Annotated in this window: 14 protein-coding genes; 8 read left to right on the top strand and 6 right to left on the bottom strand. The window is 69.0% G+C overall.

The window, feature by feature from the left end; all coding sequences use genetic code 11:
* Positions 1 to 73 precede the first annotated feature (73 nt).
* Both ctaD and coxB read right to left on the bottom strand, forming a co-directional pair.
* Complete coding sequence (gene ctaD / locus ACESMY_RS07340; RefSeq protein WP_372783744.1) at positions 74 to 1729, bottom strand: cytochrome c oxidase subunit I; 1656 nt, start codon at positions 1727 to 1729, stop codon at positions 74 to 76.
* A gap of 17 nt (positions 1730 to 1746) precedes the next feature.
* On the bottom strand, positions 1747 to 2715 hold the full coding sequence (gene coxB, locus ACESMY_RS07335; protein ID WP_372783742.1) for a cytochrome c oxidase subunit II: 969 nt from the start codon (positions 2713 to 2715) through the stop codon (positions 1747 to 1749).
* A 243-nt stretch (positions 2716 to 2958) separates the two neighbouring features.
* On the opposite strand from coxB, the gene ACESMY_RS07330 reads away from it, so the two are divergent.
* The 5 genes from ACESMY_RS07330 to ACESMY_RS07310 all read left to right on the top strand — a co-directional run bounded on the left by ACESMY_RS07330 (position 2959) and on the right by ACESMY_RS07310 (position 11624).
* Positions 2959 to 3315, top strand: coding sequence for a DUF3140 domain-containing protein (locus tag ACESMY_RS07330; RefSeq protein WP_372783740.1), 357 nt, complete (start codon positions 2959 to 2961; stop codon positions 3313 to 3315).
* A 283-nt stretch (positions 3316 to 3598) separates the two neighbouring features.
* On the top strand, positions 3599 to 5029 hold the full coding sequence (tldD, locus tag ACESMY_RS07325) for a metalloprotease TldD (RefSeq protein WP_372783738.1): 1431 nt from the start codon (positions 3599 to 3601) through the stop codon (positions 5027 to 5029).
* Between the two features lie 159 nt (positions 5030 to 5188).
* Positions 5189 to 7225: a TonB-dependent receptor plug domain-containing protein gene (locus tag ACESMY_RS07320; RefSeq protein ID WP_372783736.1), complete on the top strand. Its 2037-nt coding sequence runs from the start codon at positions 5189 to 5191 to the stop codon at positions 7223 to 7225.
* Positions 7226 to 7316: 91 nt separating this feature from the next.
* Positions 7317 to 9410 carry a TonB-dependent receptor plug domain-containing protein gene (locus ACESMY_RS07315; RefSeq protein WP_372783734.1) on the top strand — a complete coding sequence of 698 codons (2094 nt, stop codon included), beginning with the start codon at positions 7317 to 7319 and terminating at the stop codon, positions 9408 to 9410.
* A 162-nt stretch (positions 9411 to 9572) separates the two neighbouring features.
* Positions 9573 to 11624, top strand: coding sequence for a TonB-dependent receptor plug domain-containing protein (locus tag ACESMY_RS07310; RefSeq protein ID WP_372783732.1), 2052 nt, complete (start codon positions 9573 to 9575; stop codon positions 11622 to 11624).
* Positions 11625 to 11627: 3 nt separating this feature from the next.
* On the opposite strand, the gene ACESMY_RS07305 is transcribed toward ACESMY_RS07310, so the two are convergent.
* Positions 11628 to 13403, bottom strand: coding sequence for a peptide MFS transporter (locus tag ACESMY_RS07305; RefSeq protein ID WP_372783730.1), 1776 nt, complete (start codon positions 13401 to 13403; stop codon positions 11628 to 11630).
* Between the two features lie 175 nt (positions 13404 to 13578).
* Between ACESMY_RS07305 and ACESMY_RS07300 the strand changes: the two genes are divergently transcribed.
* Complete coding sequence (locus ACESMY_RS07300; protein ID WP_372783728.1) at positions 13579 to 14070, top strand: DUF427 domain-containing protein; 492 nt, start codon at positions 13579 to 13581, stop codon at positions 14068 to 14070.
* On the opposite strand, the gene ACESMY_RS07295 is transcribed toward ACESMY_RS07300, so the two are convergent.
* Together ACESMY_RS07295 and ACESMY_RS07290 are read right to left on the bottom strand one after the other, a co-directional pair.
* Positions 14067 to 15422: a glutamate--cysteine ligase gene (locus ACESMY_RS07295; protein ID WP_372783726.1), complete on the bottom strand. Its 1356-nt coding sequence runs from the start codon at positions 15420 to 15422 to the stop codon at positions 14067 to 14069. The two genes, ACESMY_RS07300 and ACESMY_RS07295, sit on opposite strands and share 4 nt — an antisense overlap.
* 93 nt (positions 15423 to 15515) lie before the next feature.
* Positions 15516 to 16250, bottom strand: a complete 735-nt coding sequence (locus ACESMY_RS07290) for a 16S rRNA (uracil(1498)-N(3))-methyltransferase (protein ID WP_372783724.1) — start codon at positions 16248 to 16250, stop codon at positions 15516 to 15518.
* Between the two features lie 46 nt (positions 16251 to 16296).
* On the opposite strand from ACESMY_RS07290, the gene ppk2 reads away from it, so the two are divergent.
* Both ppk2 and ACESMY_RS07280 read left to right on the top strand, forming a co-directional pair.
* Positions 16297 to 17058, top strand: coding sequence for a polyphosphate kinase 2 (ppk2, locus tag ACESMY_RS07285; RefSeq protein WP_372783722.1), 762 nt, complete (start codon positions 16297 to 16299; stop codon positions 17056 to 17058).
* 212 nt (positions 17059 to 17270) lie between these two features.
* Entirely contained in the window at positions 17271 to 18476 is a 1206-nt protein-coding gene (locus ACESMY_RS07280) for a winged helix-turn-helix domain-containing protein (protein ID WP_372783720.1), read from the top strand.
* A 189-nt stretch (positions 18477 to 18665) separates the two neighbouring features.
* On the opposite strand, the gene ACESMY_RS07275 is transcribed toward ACESMY_RS07280, so the two are convergent.
* The gene (locus ACESMY_RS07275; protein WP_372783718.1) at positions 18666 to 20453 is read right to left on the bottom strand and encodes an ABC transporter ATP-binding protein; all 1788 of its coding nucleotides are present in this window, start codon (positions 20451 to 20453) and stop codon (positions 18666 to 18668) included.
* Positions 20454 to 20650: the final 197 nt, after the last annotated feature.

Genomic DNA, 20650 nt, shown 5'->3' with positions numbered 1-20650 from the left:
ACTCTTAAATGGTCGAGGGGCGCGAACCCTGCGATCCGCGCCCCTCGGGTGGTGTTGGGGGAAAGCCCGCCCTTTAGTGGGCGTCGGCCTTCACCACCGGCAGCTCGTTGAACTGGTGGAACGGCGGCGGCGAGGGCAGTGTCCACTCCAGCGTCGTCGCGCCTTCGCCCCACGGATTGGCCTCGGCCTTGCGGCGGAACACCATGGCGTCCAGCAGCACGGCCAGGAACACAAACACCCCGACCAGGGTGATCGCATAGCCGATCGAGGAGACCTTGTTCCAGTAGGCGAAGCCGTCCGGGTAGTCGACGTAGCGGCGCGGCATCCCCTGCAGGCCCAGGAAGTGCTGCGGGAAGAAGATCAGGTTCACGCCGACGAAGGTGATCCAGAAGTGGAGGCAGCCCAGCCACTCGCGGTACTTCACGCCCCACATCTTCTCGAACCAGTAGTAGAAGCCCGCGAAGATCGCGAACACGGCGCCCAGGCTCAGCACGTAGTGGAAGTGGGCGACCACGTAATAGGTGTCGTGCAGGCTGTAATCGACGCCGGCGTTGGCCAGGACCACGCCGGTCACCCCGCCCAGGGTGAACAGGAAGATGAAGCCGATCGCCCACAGCATGGGCGTCTTGAAGTCGATCGAGCCGCCCCACATCGTGGCGATCCAGCTGAACACCTTGATGCCCGTGGGCACCGCGATGACCATGGTCGCGGCCACGAAATAGGCCCGCAGGTTGATGGGCATGCCGACCGTGTACATGTGGTGGGCCCACACGACGAAGCCGATCACCCCGATCGCCACCATGGCGTAGGCCATGGCCAGGTAGCCGAACACCGGCTTGCGCGAGAAGGTCGACACGATGTGGCTGATCATGCCGAAGCCCGGCAGGATCAGGATGTAGACCTCAGGGTGCCCGAAGAACCAGAACAGGTGCTGGAACATGATTGGGTCGCCGCCGCCCGCCGCGTCGAAGAAGTGGGTGTGGAAGTTGCGGTCGGTGAGCAGCATGGTGATGGCGCCGGCCAGGACCGGCAGCGACAGCAGCAGCAGGAACACCGTCACCAGGATCGACCAGACGAACAGCGGCATGCGGTGCAGCGTCATGCCCGGCGCGCGCATGTTGAAGATCGTGGTGATGAAGTTGATGGCGCCCAGGATCGAGGAGGCGCCGGCCAGGTGGATCGCCAGGATCGCGCAGTCCATGGCCGGGCCGGTGTGACCCGAGGTGGATAGCGGTGGATACATCGTCCAGCCGCCGCCGAACCCTCGGCCCGGCCCGCCGTCGACCATCATCGAGGTGAGCATCATGATCCAGGCCGCCACCAGCAGCCAGAACGAGATGTTGTTCATCCGCGGGAAGGCCATGTCCGGCGCGCCGATCATCAGCGGCACGAACCAGTTGCCGAACCCGCCGATCATGGCGGGCATGACCATGAAGAAGATCATGATCAGGGCGTGGGCGGTGACCACCGCGTTATAGCCCTGCTTGGACCCCTCGATCAGGCCGATCTGCGCCAGCCAGCTGTGCGGCTGGAAGATCTGGATCCCTGGCTCGTAGAGCTCCCAGCGGATCAGGCCCGACAGCGCTCCGCCCACCAGGCCCGCCATGATGGCGAACAGGATGTAGAGCGTGCCGATGTCCTTGTGGTTGGTCGAGAACAGCCAGCGGACGATGAAGCCCGGCTTGTGATCGTGGCTGTCGTGGCTGTCGTGGGCGGCGGCTTGGGACATGGTACGCAGGTCCTGGATCAGTGCGTGGCCGCAGCGGCTGGCGCGGCGGTCTTAGTGGTGGACGCGGGAGCGGCGGGGTTCACTTGAGCGGGGGCGACGGCCGAGCCGGCGGCCGCGGGGGCCGCCCCGGCTGCGGGCGCGGCGGCGGCGGGGGCCGCGGGCGGCAGTGCGGCAGGCTTGGTCTTCGAGGCGACCCAGGCGTCGAATTCGGGCTGGGTCACCACCTTCACCTCGATCGGCATGAAGGCGTGGTCGATGCCGCAGAGTTCACGGCAGCTGCCGTAGTAGGTGCCGACCTTCTCGACCTTGAACCAGGTCTCGTTGACCCGGCCCGGAACGGCGTCGGTGATGATCCCGAACGAGGGCACCGCGAAGGCGTGGATCACGTCGGCGCCGGTGACCAGCACGCGGACCACCTGGTTCACCGGCACCACCAGCGGCTCGGTGGCGGCCAGCTTGTACGGCACGCCCTTGGCCTTGGCCTTGTCCTCGGGAAGGATGTTGGAGACGAACTCGGGGATCTTCTTGTCCGGGTACTCATAGCCCCAGTACCACTGATAGCCGGTCGCCTTGATGGTCATGTAGGGCTTGGGCATGTCGTGATATTCGAACAGCAGGCGGAACGAGAAGACCGCGATCACCACCAGGATCAGCACCGGGACCAGCGTCCAGATGATCTCGATCGGGGTGTTGTGGCTCCACTTCGCCGGCTCCGGGTTCGACCGCTTGTTGAAGCGGAAGATGCACCAGAGCAGCAGGCCCAGCACCAGGAGCATGATCGCCGTGATGATCGGCATCAGGATGACGTCGTGGAAGAAAATGGCGTCGTGCCGCAGCGGGGTGACCCCCGGCTGCATGCCGATCGCCCCGTCCGTGGGCTGACCGACAAGATCGGCCGCGAAGGCCGAAGCCGTCCAAAACGCTGTCAGGGCGCCTGTCGCGATTCCCGTCGCCAGCGCCCGCATCCCCTGAAACCTAGACTTCATGTCCCCTCGGTCTGGTTGGCCGGCCACGCCGCCCGAATCTGGCGATCTGGCCGACGATACAGAACGGCGCGCGCAGACGCTCGCGCGCCGCTTAAGCCCTTCATCGCGGGTGCATACGCGCATCCCTTGGGCTTGCCAAGGCGCTAGGACGCCCCTGCCCCAAGGGCGCCCGCCCCGAGAGGGAATCACGGCCGAACCGCTGCGATTTTCGGACGTTTCGCCGACTCACGTTCGAGTATCGCCATGCACCTGAGTCCCGAGGCCGAGCGCCGCATCCGCGAGGACTTCGACGCCCTGGTGAACCTTGAGCCCGCGGAGCTCCGCGCCTGGCTCGCCACGCCGCAGAGCCACAAGGTCGGCATGACCCGCCGGGGCGAGACCGAATCCGTCGGTCGCCAGTCGGCCAGGAAGATCCTGGCGATCCGCGCCCGGCCGGTGGAGGACCTCACCGACGCCGACTACGCCCACATGAAGAAGGTGATCGGCTATTGCCGCCGCCACCTGGCCCAGAGACCCTGGGGAGACGTCACCGACACCCGCTGGCGCTGGAGCCTGATGAACTGGGGCCACGACCCCTTGCAGGGGCGCAAGCGCGGCTGACGGACCAGCGCGGCCGATTCAATTTGTGCGTCGTGGACGCCCCGCGGCTGTGCCAGGCTTGCCGCCCTGAGGTTTGGGGACCGCAGGGGGCATGCGCCGACATCCGCATCAATCCACGCCTGCGCTGCCCGCCGCGATCCTCGCGCTGGGCGCGGCGGCCACGAGGGCAACTACGCCTTGCCGGGCGTGCTGGCCGGGGCGCTCCACGAGGAGGCGGCCGCGAAATAGCGGCCCCGGCGCGCCGCGGGGTGACGCCCGAGCCTCGGCCCCCTATCTTCCCTTGATGAACGCCCACACCCCCGCCCCCTCGATCCTCGACTCCGCCGGCGTCGATCCCAAGCGCGCCGAAGCCATCCTGGGCGAGGCCCTGGCCGGCGCCGACGACGGCGAGCTGTTCGTCGAGCGCTCCGAGAGCGAGAGCTTCCTGTTCGACGACGGCCGGCTGAAGTCGGCGGCCTTCGACGCGACCGAGGGGTTCGGCCTGCGCGTGGTGGCGGGCGAGACCGCCGGCTACGCCCACGCCAGCGAGATCTCCGAAGCCGCCATCGGCCGCGCCGGCCGCTCGGCCGCGCTGGCCAAGCGCGGCTACGCGGGCGTGGCCGCCGAGGGTCCCCGCGCCACCAACGCCAAGCTCTATGGCGAGGACGATCCGCTGGCCTCCCCCGACTTCGCCGACAAGGTGGCCCTGCTGCAGGAGATCGACGCCTGGGCCCGCGAACGCGATCCGCGCGTCGTCCAGGTGATGGCCTCCCTGGCCGGCGAGCGGCGGACCATCGAGATCCTGCGCGCCGACGGCCGGCTGATCCGCGACATCCGCCCCCTCGCCCGGATCAACGTCCAGCTCACCGTCGAGCGGGATGGCAAGCGCGAGAGCGGCTATTCGGGGGCCGGCGGCCGCGCCGGCTTCGAGGCCTGGATCACGCCCGAGAAGTGGCAGGAACAGGTCGACGAGGCCCTGCGCCAGGCGCTGGTCAACCTCGACGCCGTCCCCTGCCCGGCCGGCGAGATGGATGTGGTGCTGGGCCCCGGCTGGAACGGCGTCCTGCTGCACGAGGCGGTCGGCCACGGCCTGGAGGGCGACTTCAACCGCAAGGGCACCTCGGCCTTCTCCGGCCGGATCGGCGAGCGGGTGGCCGCGCCGGGCGTGACGGTGTTCGACGACGGCGCGATCCAGGACCGCCGCGGCTCGCTGACGGTCGACGACGAGGGCACGCCGACGGGCCGCACCATCCTGATCGAGGACGGCATCCTGGTCGGCTACATGCACGACCGGATGAGCGCGCGGCTGATGGGGCTGACCGCCACCGGCAACGGCCGGCGCCAGTCCTACGCCCACCTGCCCATGCCCAGGATGACCAACACCGCCATGATGGGCGGGAGCCACACCCAGGCGGAGATGATCGCCTCGACCAAGCGCGGGCTCTACTGCGCCAACTTCGGCGGCGGCCAGGTGGACATCACCAACGGCAAGTTCGTCTTCCAGTGCACCGAGGCCTATCTGATCGAGGACGGCAAGGTCACCACCCCGGTGAAGGGCGCGACCCTGATCGGCGACGGTCCGTCCGCCCTCACCCGCGTGACCATGATCGGCGACGACTTCGGCTTCGATCCGGGCGTCGGCGTCTGCGGCAAGTCCGGCCAAAGCGTACCGGTCGGCGTCGGCCAGCCGTCGCTGAAGATCACCGGGCTGACGGTCGGCGGCACCAGCCTCTAGGCGCTGGTTGACTTTATAAATTACGATCGTAAATCTCATCACGCCCGACCCGGCGCGGATGGCTGACCTGTCCGCGAATTAATCAACCTTACGGCCATTTAATTGGCGCGCGCCGGGCGGCGCGGATCAGGTGCGCCCGGAGTTTTGGGGAGTGCCTGGATGTTTTTGTTCGCCCTCGCGCAGGCCGCCGCGGCGGTCGCGCCGGCCGCCGTCGCGCCCCCCGCGGCGACGCCGGCCGCGGCCCAGGACGGCGTCACCGCTTACGGCCCCGAGTTCTTCGCCGCCATGCGTCCGGCCAATGCGCTGGAGATGGTGCAGCGGCTTCCCGGCTTCTCCCTCGACGTCGGCGACAGCGTGCGCGGCTACGAGGGCGCGGCCGGCAACGTCCTGGTCGACGGCCAGCGGCCGACCAGCAAGACCGACAGCCTGGATGAATACCTGCGCCGCATCCCGGCCGCGGCGGTCGCCCGCATCGACGTGATCCGCGGCGGCGCGCCCGGCATCGACATGCAGGGCAAGTCGGTGCTGGCCAATGTGGTGCGCAAGGACGGCGGCGCCTTCCATGGCCTCTTCGCGCTCGCCGACAACCTCGTCTACGACGGGCGCAACGAACTCGCCATGCGGCTGGAGGGCAGCGGAAAGATCGGTCCGCATGCCTGGGAGGGCGCTTTCTTCGCGGGCCGCGGCCATGACGACGGCTCCGGCGACGGCCCGCTCAGCCGCCGCGATCCGGCCGGCGCCCAGCTCATCGCCGGCAATATCCATTCGCAGGGCGGCTCGACCAGCCTGATCGGCACGGGCGCCGTGGAAAGCCCGCTGGCCGGCGGGAAGCTCAGGCTGAACGGACGCATCTCCTGGAACCGCTATCACTACGACGAGGCCGATTTCATCCAGGTCCCGAACGTCCACGAGGAGCATGAGCGGGACCTCGACACCAGCCTCTCCACCGAGTTCGGCGCGCGCTACCAGCGGGCCCTCGGCCCGCGCACCAATATCGAGCTGGTCGGCCTGCGCCAGGACAAGGACGAGCCCACGCCGGCGGTCTTCACCGCGCCCGGCGATGCGGAGGACTTCCAGCTCCACAGCCGCACCGCCGAGACCATCGCGCGCGGCGTCGTGCGCTTCCAGCAGAGCCCGACCCTCTCCTGGGAAGCCGGCGCGGAGGGCGCGGACAACACCCTGACCAGCCACACCCGCTTCACCCAGAACGGCGCGGTGGTCCCCCTGCCGGCCGCCAATGTCCGCGTCGAGGAAAAGCGCGGCGAGGCCTTCGCCAAGGGCGTCTGGCGGCCGTTCAGCACGCTGACCCTGGAAGCCAGCCTGCGCCAGGAAGGCTCGCAGATCACTTCCAGCGGCGACGTGGCGCTCGAAAAGACCCTCTATTTCACCAAGCCCCGCGCGCTCCTTACCTGGGCGCCGTCCAAGGACACCCAGGTCCGCTTCAGCTTCGAGCGTTCGGTGGGTCAGCTCGACTTCGGGGCCTTCGTCGCGTCGCAGTCGCTTTCGGCGGGTGTGGTCACCGCCGGCAACCCGAACCTGGAGCCGGAGACCGCCTGGGTCAGCGAGCTGGCGCTCGAGCAGCACTTCTGGGGTCAGGGCGCCGTCGTCGCCACCGTGCGCCACTCCCAGATCTCCGACGTCGTCGACCGCGCCCCGATCTTCCTGGCGGGCGGCGGCGCCTTCGACGCCCCGGCCAATATCGGCGACGGGACCAAGGACGAGTTCATTCTCAACCTGACCGCCCCTCTGGACCGCCTGCGCCTCAAGGGCGCGCAGCTGCGCTTCACCGGCACCTGGCGGCGCTCGGAGGTCACCGACCCCACGACGGGCGAGACGCGCGGCATCACCCGCCTGCGCCCCTTCGAATGGGAAGGCCACTTCATCCAGGACCTGCCGGCGTTGAAGATGAGCTACGGCGTCGACGTCTGCTGCGCCCGGACCGAGACCACCTACCGGTTCGACGAAATCGACGTGCGCACGCTCAACAACTTCGTCTCGCCGTTCTGGGAATGGAAGCCGCGGCCCGACCTCGCCTTCCGCGCCGAGCTCGACTACGCCTTCCACTTCTCCTACCGGCGCACGCTCTACGAATATGCGGGGCCGCGCGACGTCGCGCCGCTCTCCTACATCGAGCACCGCGATCCGCAGTTCGGGAAGGTCTTCTACCTGCGCGTGCGCAAGACCTTCGGGGGCTAGGCCGCGGCGGCGTTCACACACCTTACGCGCAATTAATTAGCCCGAGCGCCCGAAGCTGGGCAGTTGAGGCCGGTTACGGGGAGAACTGGGGATGCCATCGTCGGTTGCGGCGCGGACTATCGGAGGCTCGCGGCGCCGCGCGGCCGCCGGCGTCCTGTTCGCGACCGCCCTGACCCTGGCGCTCGCCGGCCTGGCGCCTGCCGCCGCGGCCCAGGGTGCGGCGGTAGGCGGCAGCCTGATCAGCTACAGGCCGGACTTCTTCACCGCGCAGAACCCGAACAACGCGCTCGACATGGTCAACCGCCTGCCGGGCTTCTCGCTCGACACCGGCGACAGCGTCCGCGGCTTCGAGGGCGCGGCCGGCAACGTGCTGATCGACAGCCAGCGGCCGTCGTCCAAGAGCGACACCCTGGACCAGATCCTGCAGCGGATCCCCGCCTCGAAGGTCGAGCGCATCGACGTGATCCGCGGCGGCGCGCCCGGGATCGACATGCAGGGCAAGACGGTGATCGCCAACGTCATCCTGAAGAAGGGCGGCGCGGCGCGCGGCCTCCTGGCGGTGTCCAACTATACCCTGAACGACCGCCGCGATTTCCTGGGCGTGCGGGCGGAGGCCTCCGGCGCCTGGGGCGACCGCTCCTGGGAGGGCGCGATCCGCGGCGGCGCGGGCCCCGACGACGGGGTCTCCAAGGGCCGCAGCCAGATCATCTTCGCCGACGGCCGGCCGACCGAGGTGGCGCTGCTCGACTCCAAGGGCCTGGACCTCAACGGCTCGGCGACCGGCAGCTTCGAGACCCCGCTCCTGGGTGGGCGGCTGCGGGTCAACGGCCGCCTCTACCAGGAGAAGTTCAAGGAGCCCGAGCTCGACCGGATCATCGCGCCCACGCCGGAGATCCAGACCTTCGGCTACGTCCAGAAGACCACCGACACCGAGGTCGGCGGGCGCTTCACCCGCGCCTTCGGGCCGAGCACGAACCTCGAACTGGTCGGCCTGCACACCACCCGCGACCGGGACACCGATTCGCTCTCCGACATCTCCGGCTCGGCGAGCGACTTCTTCGCCAAGGAGCAGAGCAGCGAGACCATCCTGCGCGGCGTCCTGAAGCGCCGCTTCGGCCAGACGATCTCGGTCGAGGCCGGGGCCGAGGGCGCCGACAACAAGCTCGACAGCCGCACGCGGTTCACCATCGACGCCGTGGCCCAGGTGCTGCCGGCCGCCAACGTCGAGGTGGAGGAAAAGCGCACCGAGGTGTTCGCCAAGGCGACCTGGCGGCCCTCGGCCAAATGGACCGTCGACGGGGCGCTGCGCTACGAGAGCTCCGACATCTCCTCGGCCGGCGATGTCGTGCTCTCCAAGAGCCTGCAGTTCGCCAAGCCGCGGCTGGCGGTGACCTGGGCGCCGATCGCCTCGACCCAGTTTCGCCTGCGCTTCGAGCGCTCCATCGGCCAGCTCGACTTCAACGACTTCGTCGCCTCCTCGAACCTCACCAGCAGTGTCGGGATCACCGTCGGCAACCCGGATCTCAACCCACAGCAGGCCTGGGTGAGCGAGGCCGCCATCGAGCAGCAGCTCTGGAAGGGCGCGAGCCTGCTGCTGACCGGCCGTCACCAGAAGCTCACCGACGTTGTCGACCGCGGCCCGGTGTTCGCCAGCGACGGCACGGTGTTCGACCGGCCGACCAACATCGGCGAAGGAACCGAGGACGACCTGATCCTCGACTTCACCCTGCCCTTCGACCAGCTCGGCTGGCATGGCGCGATGATCAAGGGCGAGGTCATGCGGCGCTGGTCGGCGGTGACCGACCCGACGACCGGCGAGAAGCGCGAGATTTCCGGCCTGCACCCCAACGACTGGAATGTCACCTTCAGCCAGGACCTGCCGCGCGAGAAGCTGAGCCTGGGGGTCGACGTCTTTGGCGGCTTCCGGCGCAACTACTACCGCTTCAACCTGATCGAGACCTTCAAGCTGCAGACCTATGTGCGGCCCTATATCGAGTGGAAGCCGACGCAGGCCTGGAGCCTGCGCATGGAGCTGCCGCTCGTCACCGCGCCGCAGGTGCGCCTGCGCGACACCTTCGAGATCTTCCCCGGCCCGCGCAGCGCCGGCGGCCGCCCGGACATCCAGGACCGCCAGTTCCACTTCCCGCACGGGATCTATCTCCGCGTCCTGAAGAACTTCGGCTGAGCCGCGCAATAGTCTTGAAGTCGAAGCGCGGCTGCACAGAAAATCCATGCGCGGACGATCTAATCACCGGCAAGATTTCGCAGAATTAATCCAAGTTACGGGCAATTAATTGGCCGTGAGCGGCGGCGCGGGTCAGGTAGGAACCCCCAGGGGATCCTTTTGATGTCGTTGCTGTTCACGCTCGTCCAGGCCGCCGCGGCCGCCAGCGCCCCGGCCCTGCCGACCGCGCCCGCGGAGACCCAGGGCCAGCAGGCGGTGACCCGCTATCCGGCCAGCTTCTTCACCGCGCTGAACGCCGCCAACGCGCTCGACATGGCCAACCATATCCCGGGCTTCACCCTGGACACCGGGGCTGCGGTACGGGGCTACGAAGGCGCGGCGGGCAATGTGCTGATCGACGGCAGGCGGCCCTCGTCGAAGTCGGACTCCATCGACCAGATCCTGCAGCGGATCCCCGTGGGCCAGGTCGAGCGCATCGACGTGATCCGCGGCGGCGCGCCGGGCATCGACATGCAAGGTAAGACCGTGCTGGCCAACGTGATCCGCAAGACGGGCGGCGGGCTCAAGGGCTTGGCCGCGGTGGCGGACGGCTATGTGGTCGACGACCAGCGCAACGCGCCCTCGCTGCGGCTGGAGGCCCAGGGCGGCCGCGACGGCCGGGCCTGGGAGGTCAGCGTACGCGGCGGCTTTGGCATCGACTCCGGGTCCGGTCCCGGGCCCGAGGTCAAGACCGCGGGCGACGGCGCGGTCATCTCGCGCAACGCCATCCTGGCGCGCGGCGGCGGCTGGCAGTCGGTGTCGGCCGGCTCCTACGAGCTGCCGCTGGCGGGCGGCCAGTTCCGACTGAACGGCCGGTTCTTCACCAACAACTACGACAACCACGAGACCGACGTCTTCAGCCTGCCCGCAGGCCAGCTCAACCGCGATCACTTCAGCGACGAGGAGGTCGACACCGAGCTCGGCGGCCGCTTCAGCCGCGCCGTCAGCGGCCGCGCCGACCTCGAGATCGTCGGCCTGCACACCACCAAGGACGAGAATATCGGCGACATCTTCACCCAGCGGCCGGGGCCGGAAGACAACTTCCGCCTCCACCGCTACTCCACCGAGACGATCGGCCGGGGCGTGGTCAAGTTCCGCCAGACCGCGCGGCTCTCCTGGGAGGCCGGCGGCGAGGCGGCCGACAACCGGCTCGAGTCCAGGACCCGCTTCGCCGAGGACGGCGTCGCGATCGTCCTGCCCTCCGCCGACGTGCAGGTCGAGGAGAAGCGCTGGGAAGGCTTCGTGAAGGCCATCTGGCGGCCGACCGACAGCCTCAGCCTGGAGGGCGCGGTGCGCCAGGAGGGCTCGACGATCGACGCCATCGGCGACGCCCGGCTGAGCAAGAGCCTGGGCTTCACCAAACCGCGCGTGGCGCTCACCTGGGCGCCGTCGGCGGTCTGGCAGGTGCGGCTGCGCTTCGAGCGCGAGGTCGGCCAGCTGAACTTCGACGACTTCGTCGCCAAGTCCTCCCTCAACACCTCGACGGTCACGGCTGGCAACCCGAACCTCAATCCGGAGCAGGCCTGGGTCAGCGAGGCGGCGGTGGAACGCGACTTCTGGGGCGCCGGCTCGCTGGTGATCACCGCGCGCCACTATGCGTTGACCGACGCGGTCGACCGGGCGCCGATCTTCCTGCCGGGCGGCGGCTTCTTCGATGCGCCGGCCAATATCGGAAACGGGACCAAGGATGAGCTCAACGCCGACCTGACCCTGCCGATGGACCGGCTCGGCCTGAAGGGCGCCCAGCTCAAGGGCTCCTACATCCATCGCTGGTCCGAGGTGACCGATCCCACCGTCCATCGGACCCGCGAAATCTCCAGCCTGCGGCCGGACGAATGGGCGCTGCACTTCAGCCAGCCGCTGCCGCGCTGGAACGCCAACTGGGGGATCGACACGGCCGGCGGCCTGCCCTGGCGCCAGACCGTCTATCGCGCCGACGTCATCGAGGACACCAAGCTGAAGGTCTATGTCGTGCCCTTCGTCGAGTGGAAGCCCAGGCCCGACATCCAGCTCCACCTCGAGATCCAGAACATCACCGAGGGCGGCGGCATCCATGACGTGCGCCGCCAGTTCGCGGGTCCGCGCAACCTGGCCACGCTCGGCTTCACCGATGACCGCGACACCCGCTTCGGGCGGATTTTCTACGTCCGCCTTCGCAAGTACTTCGGCGCCTGACGTCTAGCCCCCGTGGACGTCGCTGGCCCCGTGCGCCAGCTTCTTCAGCCACGGGGAGAGCACGATCATCAGCAGGCCCGCGCCGAGGCCCCAGAGGCCGATGATGCCGAAGACGTGGCTGTAGGTGGCCAGCGCCTTGCCGGCGTCCAGCACCTGGCCGCCGATGGTGTCGGACGCGGTGAGCTGGGCGATCTTGGCGGCGACGAACTGGGCCCCGGCCGTGCCGAGGAACCACGTCGCCATCAGGGTGGAGATCAGCATCGGCGGCGCGAGCTTGGTCATCTGCGACAGGCCGACCGGGGAGACGCACATCTCGCCGGTGGTCTGCATCAGATAGGCGCCGGCCAGGAAGATCAGCGGGCTCTTGAAGTCGGGCCCGGCGAAGGTCCCGCCGAGGATGATCACATAGTAGCTGGCGCCGATCAGCAGCAGGCCCAGGCCGAACTTGAACACCGGATTGGGGTCCCGGCCCATGCGGCCCAGAAAGGTCCAGATCGCCGCCATCACCGGCGCCAGGACCAGGATCCAGCCCGACTGGAAGGCCTGCGCCTGCGCGGGTTTCATCGAATGGTCGCCATAGAGATGCAGGTTGACGTTGCGGTCTGCGAACAGGCCCAGCGACGACCCGCCCTGCTCGTAGAGCGCCCAGAAGACCACCGAGGCGGCGATCAGCACCATGGCCAGGATCACCCGGTCGCGTTCGACCTTGCTGGCCTTGGTGGCCATGTACCAGAAGACATAGCCCAGGGTGACGATGGCGCCGGCGCCCAGCACATAGCTCACCACCGTGAAGCTCTGGACGATCGCCCAGATCACCGCCACGCCGGCGAAGGCGCCGAGGTAGATCAGCCATTCGGTGCTGATCGGCCCGAACCTGGGCTTGGCCAGGGCCACCGGATCCGGCGGCTCGCCCTTGCCCTGCAGCAGGGGCTTGCCCAGCACGAACACCACCCAGCCCAGGGCCATGCCGACGCCGGCCGCGCCGAACCCGGCCCACCAGCCGACGGTCTGGCCCAGCCAGCCGCAGGTGATCGCGGCCAGGAACGAGCCCAGGTTGATGCCGTAGTAGTAGAGCGTGAACCCCGGATCGCGCCTCGGATCGCCCTGCGGATAGAGCTGGCCCACGATCGCCGAGATATTGGCCTTCAGGAAGCCGACGCCCACGATGATCAGCGCCAGCGCCAGGTAGAGGATGTTCTTGAACAGCGGGGGCGGCTGCTGGACCGAGAGCCTGTACTGGCCGGCGGGCAGGTGGGCCGGCAGGGGCGCCGCCGCCGGCAGGCCCTTGATGTCCAGGCCGCCGTCGGCCGAGGGGCCATAGGCATAGGGCTGGCCGGCCACCATCAGGTTCACCTTGCGGCTGTCGGCCCGGCCGGTCACCTGGAAGTCGTAGGCCGCGCCCTGGTAGGTCAGCACCTGGGTGGCGGGCTTGCCCTCGAAGGCCATGGTGAAGTGGCCGGCGACCAGCAGCAGGGCTCCGAAGGCCACGGCCTTGCGCGCGCCCAGGAACCGGTCGGCGAGCACGCCGCCGATCACCGGAAGCAGGTAGACCAGCGACGTGTAGGCCCCGTAGTTGGCCGAGGCGGTCTTGTCGTCGAACAGGTAGTGCTGGGTCAGGTAGAAAATCAGCAGCCCCCGCATGCCGTAGTAGGAGAACCGCTCCCACATCTCGGCGAAGAACAGGATCCGCAGGCCCGGCGGGTGCTGGCGCAGCTGCAGGAAAACCGGGACCGCGGTCACCCCTGCAACGACCAGACTGGCGACAGCAACGGGATCCATGTGAACGGCCTTGCCTGTTTTCGGGGAGGGCGCGGCCCCCCAGAGCGCGCGCCGACGTGATTTCGGGGGAGAAAATCACGCGCTCCCCCTAAGCACAAGCAAGCCGGCGCCCCATCTAGGATCCGGGAGCCGCAGGCGAGGTCCGCGCGTTCCCGTCCGCGAAGGAGACGCCGCCATGAAGACGCCCGGCCCCGACCATCCGATCACCCTCACGCCCGCCCCGACCCGCTGGCGCGCGCGCTTCGCCGGCCACGTGATCGCCGATACGACCGACGCCCTGATCCTTCAGGAGGCGAGCTATCCGGCGGTGGTCTATTTCCCGCGGGCCGACGTGGCGATGGACTACATGAGCCGCACCGACCGCTCGACCCACTGCCCCTACAAGGGCGACGCGGCCTACTACACGGTGCTGATGGACGGCCAGTTCGCCGACAACGCGGTCTGGACCTATGAAGACCCCTTCCCGGCCATGACCGGGATCGCCGGGCGGCTCGCCTTCTATCCCGACAAGGTCGAGGTCTACGAAGTCGCCGACGCGGTCACTGGCGAGGCCGCCGACGCGCCCGCCGCTTCGGTCGACGAGGTGGTCCAGCACACGGACTCAGGCTCCGGCGCGTCCCAGCAGGCGCCCTGGGCCCCCACCGTCGACGACGGTGGGGTTCGCTAGTACGCGAAGCTCTCGAAGACCTTGCCGGCGTCGCCGGCCCAGGGGCCGTTGTAGAGCTCCAGCAGGCGCTCGGCCGGCGTGATCCCGCTGGCGGCGATCTCGTCGAGTTCGCTGAGGTAGCCGGCCTCGTCCACCAGGCCGCCGGAGAGCCGGTTGCGGCGCTTCAGGCCTTCGCGGGCGATCGCCAGCATGTCCTTGGCGACATCCTGCACGGTGCGCCCGGCGATCTCGGCCTTCAGGCCGACGCGCGCGACATCGGCGCGCAGGCGCTCGTGGTCGTCGATCTTCCAGTCCTTGCAGAGGTCCCAGGCCGCGGCCAGGGCGGCGGAATCGTAGAAGATCCCCATCCACAGCGCCGGCAGCGCGCAGAGCCGGCTCCAGGGCCCGGAATCCGCGCCGCGCATCTCCAGGTACTGCTTCAGCCGCACCTCCGGGAAGATCGTGGTGGTGTGGTCGGCCCAGTCCTTGATGGTCGGACGCTCGCCGGGCAGCTCAGCCAGCTTGCCGTCCATGAAGTCGCGGAACGAGCGGCCGGCCAGGTCGATATAGCGCCCGTCGCGCTTGGCGAAATACATCGGCACGTCGAGGGCATACTTCGCATAGGTCTCGAAGCCGAAGCCGTCCTGGAACACGAAGTCGAGCATGCCGGTGCGGTCGGCGTCGGTGTCGGTCCAGACGTTGGCCCGGGCCGAGACGAAGCCGGAGGGCTTGCCCTCGATGAACGGCGAGTTGGCGAACAGCGCCGTACAGATCGGCTGCAGCGCCAGGCTGGTGCGGAACTTCGCGATCATGTCGGCCTCGGAGCCGAAGTCGAGGTTCGCCTGCACCGTGCAGGTGCGGAACATCATGTCGAGCCCGAGATTGCCGACCTTGGGCATGTACTCGCGCATGATCTTGTAGCGGCCCTTGGGCATGATCGGCACCTGGTCGCGCCGCCAGATCGGGCTGTAGCCGAGGCCCAGGAAGCCGATGCCGAGCTCGTCGGCGACCGTCTTCACCTCCTGCAGGTGCAGGCCGGTCTCCTCGCAGATGTCATGGATGGTCTCCAGCGGCGCGCCGGAAAGCTCGAACTGGCCGCCGGGCTCCAGGCTGACATTGGCCAGGCCGCGCTCCAGCGCGATGACGTTGTCGCCTTCGAGCACCGGGCTCCAGCCGTAGCGGGTGAGGCCGTCGAGCAGCGCCTTGATGCCGTTCGGCTGATAGGGGACCGGCTCGTGCGTGCCCAGGCGGAAGACGAACTTCTCGTGCTCGGCGCCCACCCGCCACGCCGACTTGGGCTTGGAGCCCTGGTCGAACCAGGCGACCAGGTCCTCGAACGTCAGCGGGCGATCGTCGCAGGCGGCCTCAGCCATCAGTGTCCTTCCCCAGCCCAACCCGGTCCGCCGTTCTTCGGTGCGGCCGTGCTCTTTACGTCGGAGTTCTAGGTGGGCGCAAATCCCGCAAGCTCAAGGGGCGATTGCGACACGCCAGTCGCCGAGCGCCGCCTGCCATAGGGTCAGCGCGCTGATCGCGGCGGTGTCGGCCCTGAGGATCCGGGGGCCCAGCGAGGCCGGGACGGCGTAGGGCAGCGCCCGTAGACGGGCCCGCTCCGCCGGCGAAAACCCGCCTTCAGGGCCGATCAGGATGGACCAGGGGCCCGCCGCCTCGTCCGCCAGCACGTCGAGGATCGGCCTCGCCTCGCCGGCCTCGTCGCAGAACAACAGCCGCCGGCCCGCCTCCCAGCCGGCGATCAGCGTCTCCAGCTTCACGGGTTCGAAGATCCCCGGCACGTCCAGCCGCCCGGTCTGTTCGGCGGCCTCGGTGGCGATGGCGGTCAGGCGCTCGACGCGGGCCCGATCGGCGTTGGTGCGTTCGGTGACCACCGGCCGCACGCGCCGCGCGCCCAGCTCGGCGGCCTTCTCGACGATGGTCTCCAGCCGGCCGCGTTTGACGAGGGCCACGATCAGGTCGAGATCCGGCCCAGCCGCCTGTGGCCGGACCGGCGTCTCGGCCCGCACCGCCACCCCGCGCTTGGTCACCGCGCCGATCGTCGCCCGCCACTCCCCGTCGCGGCCGTTGAACAGCAGGAGCTCGTCGCCCACCGCCTGGCGCATCACCGCGGCCAGGTAGCGGCTCTGGCCGGAATCCAGCGCCAGCTCGGCGCCGGCCGAAAGGTCATGCGGAATGAACAACCGGATCATGCCGCCGTTCTAGCGTCCCCGGCCGCATCGGGCATAGGGTTCAACCATGTCCAAGGATGACGACTACGACCGCGAGCTCGCGGCCCTGCAGGCCGCCCTGGTGCGGTTCCAGATCGCGGCCATCAAGGCGGGCGAGAAGAGCCTGGTGATCTTCGAGGGCCGCGACGCGGCCGGCAAGGACGGGGCGATCAAGCGGATCACCGAGCATCTGTCGGTGCGCAACACCCGCGCCATCGCCCTGCCCAAGCCCACCGACCGCGAGGCCACCCAGTGGTATTTCCAGCGCTACGTCCGCCACCTGCCGGCGGCCGGCGAGTTCGTGCTGTTCAACCGCTCCTGGTACAACCGCGCGGGCGTCGAGCCGGTCATGGGCTTCTGCACCCCGGACGAGCACGAGGCCTTCCTGCGCGATGCGCCGGTCTTCGAGGCCATGGTCGTCAAGAGCGGCGTCAGGATCGTCAAGCTGTGGCTCGACATCTCCCGCGAGGAGCAGGCCCGGCGCCTGAAGGCCCGCACGGCCGACCCCCTGAAGGCGCTCAAGGTCAGCCCGCTCGACGCCGTCGCCCAGGCCAAGTGGGACGCCTACACCGAGGCCCGCGACCAGATGCTGCGGCGGACTCATACCGCCGACGCCCCCTGGATCGTCGTCCGCACCGACCACAAGAAGAAGGCCCGCCTGAACACCATCCGCTATCTCCTGAGGGCGCTCGCGCCCAAGGCCATCGCCAAGACGGTCGACAAGCCCGATCCCAAGGTGGTGTTCGAATTCGAGACCGAGGCGCTGACCGATGGCCGCCTCGAGCGCTAGGAAGGCAGCGACGGCGTGAAGCTGAGCGGTGAGGCGGTCACAAGACTGGCGGCCGGTTACGCTCCGAAACCCGTGTTAGATCGTGCCTGATTCAGCATATGTTCCGCGTCCCAAGGGGAAATGGTAAACGCGTTAACCATTGTTAACCCGCGCATTGTTCTTTCTTTGTTCGCTCGCTACCGTCCGAAGGTGACTCGCGGCATGGGGGACGGATGCCCAAGGACAAACTGACCGCCGGCGAGGCCCGCCGCATCGCGCTGGGCGCCCAGGGCTTCGCAACCCCGCGCCCGGACGGGCCCATCGCCAAACGCCAGCTCCTGAAGCTGATCGATCGCCTCGGCGTGGTGCAGATCGACAGCGTCAATGTGGTCTCGCGCACCCACTACCTGCCGGCCTTCTCGCGGCTGGGCGCCTATCCGCGGGCGCTCCTCGAAGAGGTCGCCTGGGGCAGGAAGCGGCCGCTCTTCGAATACTGGGCGCATGAGGCCTCGCTCTTGCCGCTCAGCGCCCAGCCGCTGCTGCGCTGGCGCATGCAGGACGCCCGCGACGGGGTCGGCATCTGGCAGGGCGTCGCGCGCTTCCGCCGCGAGCGGGGCGAGTTCGTCGACAAGGTGCTGAACGAGATCACCACCCGCGGCCCGATGTCGGCCTCGGAGCTGGAGATGGGCCACAAGGGCGAGGGCGGCTGGTGGGGCTGGAGCGACGCCAAGCGCGCCGTCGAGGGCCTGTTCTGGACGGGCGAACTCACCACCGCCACCCGGCGCGGGACCTTCGAGCGGGTCTACGGCCTGCCGGAAAAGGTGCTGCCCAGGGCGATCACCGCGATCCCCACCCCGCCCCGCGAGGACGCCCAGCGCCAGCTCTACCGGATCGCCGCGCGCGCCATGGGCGTGGCGACCGCCAGGGACCTGCGGGACTACTTCCGCATGCCGGTCGAGGGCGCCAAGGCCCGGCTGGCGGAGCTGGTCGAGGACGGCTCGCTGCTGCCGGTGACGGTGAAGGGCTGGCGCGACCAGGCCTATCTCGATCCCGCCGCGCGCTGGCCGCGCCGCATCGACGCCCAGGCCCTGCTCTCGCCCTTCGACAACCTGATCTGGTTCCGCGATCGCACCGAGCGGATGTTCGGCGTGCGCTACCGGATCGAGATCTACACCCCGGCCGAGAAGCGCACCCACGGCTACTACGTCCTGCCCTTCCTGGAGGGCGATGCGCTGACCGCCCGCGTCGACCTGAAGGCCGACCGCAAAGCCGGGACCCTGATCGTCCAAGCGAGCCACGCCGAGCCCTGGGCCGGCGACGCGACGCCCGTCCGCCTGGCCGAGGAACTCAACCTGATGGCGGGCTGGCTCGGCCTGGACCGCGTGCGCGTGGAGCGCAAGGGCGACTTGGCCGCCACGCTGGCGGACGCCATCGGCTAGCTCGCCGTCCCGCGCTTTCGGCGCCGGTGTTGCAGCGTTTCGAGCGCCTGTCCCGTTTTCAGTCAAGGGGACCGGCCGCGGTCGTCACGAGCCCAACTCAAGGACGCCGCCACCGACAGCTGCTGTCGGCGAGCCCCGACACTGGGTGGGTGTCGGGGCTCATCCGATTCCGGGCCCCGCTTCCGGGACCTAGACCCAGCCTTCCGTCACCGCGTGCAGCCGGGCGTAGGCGCCGCCCTTCTTCACCAGCTCGGCGTGCTTGCCTTCCTCGACGATGCGGCCGTCCTCGAACACCAGGATGCGGTCGGCGCCGCGGATGGTCGACAGCCGGTGGGCGATGACGATGGTGGTGCGGCCCACCATCAGCTCCTCCATCGCCGCCTGCACCTGGCGCTCGGTCTCCACGTCCAGCGAGGAGGTGGCCTCGTCCAGCACCAGGACCGGGGCGTCGGCCAGGAAGGCGCGGGCGATCGCCACCCGCTGCCGCTCGCCGCCCGAGAGCTTCACGCCGCGCTCGCCGACCAGGGTGCGATAGCCCTGCGGCAGCTTGGAGATGAAGTCGTGGGCCCGCGCCCGCTTGGCCGCGAGCTCGACCTCGTCCTGGGTGGCGTCCGGCCGGGCGTAGGCGATGTTCTCCGACAGCGTCCGGTGGAACAGCGCCGGGTCCTGCGGCACCACGGCGATGGCGCGCCGGAGGCTCCCCTGGCTGACCTGGGCGATGTCCTGCCCGTCCACCAGGATCTGGCCCTCGTCCACGTCGTAGAGCCGCTGGATCAGCTTCACGAAAGTGGATTTACCCGCCCCCGTCGGACCCACCAGCGCCACCCGCTCACCCGGCGCGATGCGCAGGGTGAAGTGGTCGTAGAGCGGCGTCGACGCCGACTTGTAGCGGAACACCACCCGGTCGAAGACGATCTCGCCGAGGTCTGCGCGGAAGGCCTTGGCCTGGGGCGCGTCCACCACCTGCGGGGCCATGGTCGCATAGCGGGCCACGTCCTCGGTGTCGTCCAGGCCCTTCTGGGTCATGCGGATGTTGTCGCCGATATTCCGCAGGTAGCCGGTCATCAGCATGAAGGCGGTGATCACGAAGGCCACGTCGCCCGGCGTCGCCTGACCCTTGGCCCACAGCCGCAGCAAGAGGCCCGTCAGCCCCGCCTGCAACAGCACCAGAAGGGTGTTGTGCATCAGCCAGATGTCGGTGAACCGGCCCCAGGTCTTGTTGGCCGCGCGCCGCCACAGGTCTGTGACCTCGGCGATCCGCGCCTCCTCGCGCGCCTCGGCCCCGAAGCTCTTCACGGTCGGGTTGGAGGCGATGCTGTCGGACAACGCCCCGCCGATGCGGCTGTCGAGCGCCACCGAGCGCAGGTTCATTGGCCGCGCGTAGAGGTTGGTCATCACGATGTTGGAGCCGATGTAGAGCGTCACCATCACGCTCGCGAACAGGCCCACCATGGGCCAGCGCCAGGCCATCATTCCGCAGAGGCCGATCAGCACCAGCACCGCCGGCCCCAGGAACACCAGGGCCGCGTCGGAGACGTTGTCATAGCCCCACATCGCCCGCGACAGGCGACGCACGGTCGCCCCGGCGAAGGTGTCGGCGTGCCAGTCGGCGGAGAACGACTGGACCTTCTTGAAGCCCTCGTCGGTCATCTCCTTCATGTTGCCGGAGGCCAGCGGGATCCAGAACCGCATGGACAGGTTGCGGATCGTCGAGAAGGCGAAATAGACGCCGACGAACACCGCCCAGGCCTGCCAGGCGGCGTGGGTGTGGCTGGGCCCGCCGGTCACCGCATCGACCAGCCGGCCAGCGGCCCAAGGCGTCGCCAGGTCGAAGGCGATGGCCAGCATCACCAGCACCACAGTGCCGGTCAGCAGCCAGGGCCGGCGCAGCCAGAACCGCGCGATGAAGCCCAGCACCTGGCTGTTCTTCAGCGTTCGCTGGCGGTGTTCGTCGGTGTCTTCGTAGTGGTCGGTCATCGGAGGAACTCGGATGTCTGCGCCGGCGGGCCGCGAATGTCCTGAAGGGACGGCGGCGCGCTGGCGCGAAGGGAAAGGTCTTGGGTGAGGCGGGGGGTTTGCAAAAACCCCGGCGGACCCCGGGCGCGCGGAAGGGCTTCGTGAAGCGGGCCAATCAGGCCCTCAGACGAAGCGTTCCGGTTGAGTTAGAAGCGCGG

The sequence above is a fragment of the Phenylobacterium sp. genome, assembly GCF_041691455.1.
GTDB lineage: Bacteria > Pseudomonadota > Alphaproteobacteria > Caulobacterales > Caulobacteraceae > Phenylobacterium.
This window is presented reverse-complemented; position numbering and strand designations above follow the sequence as displayed.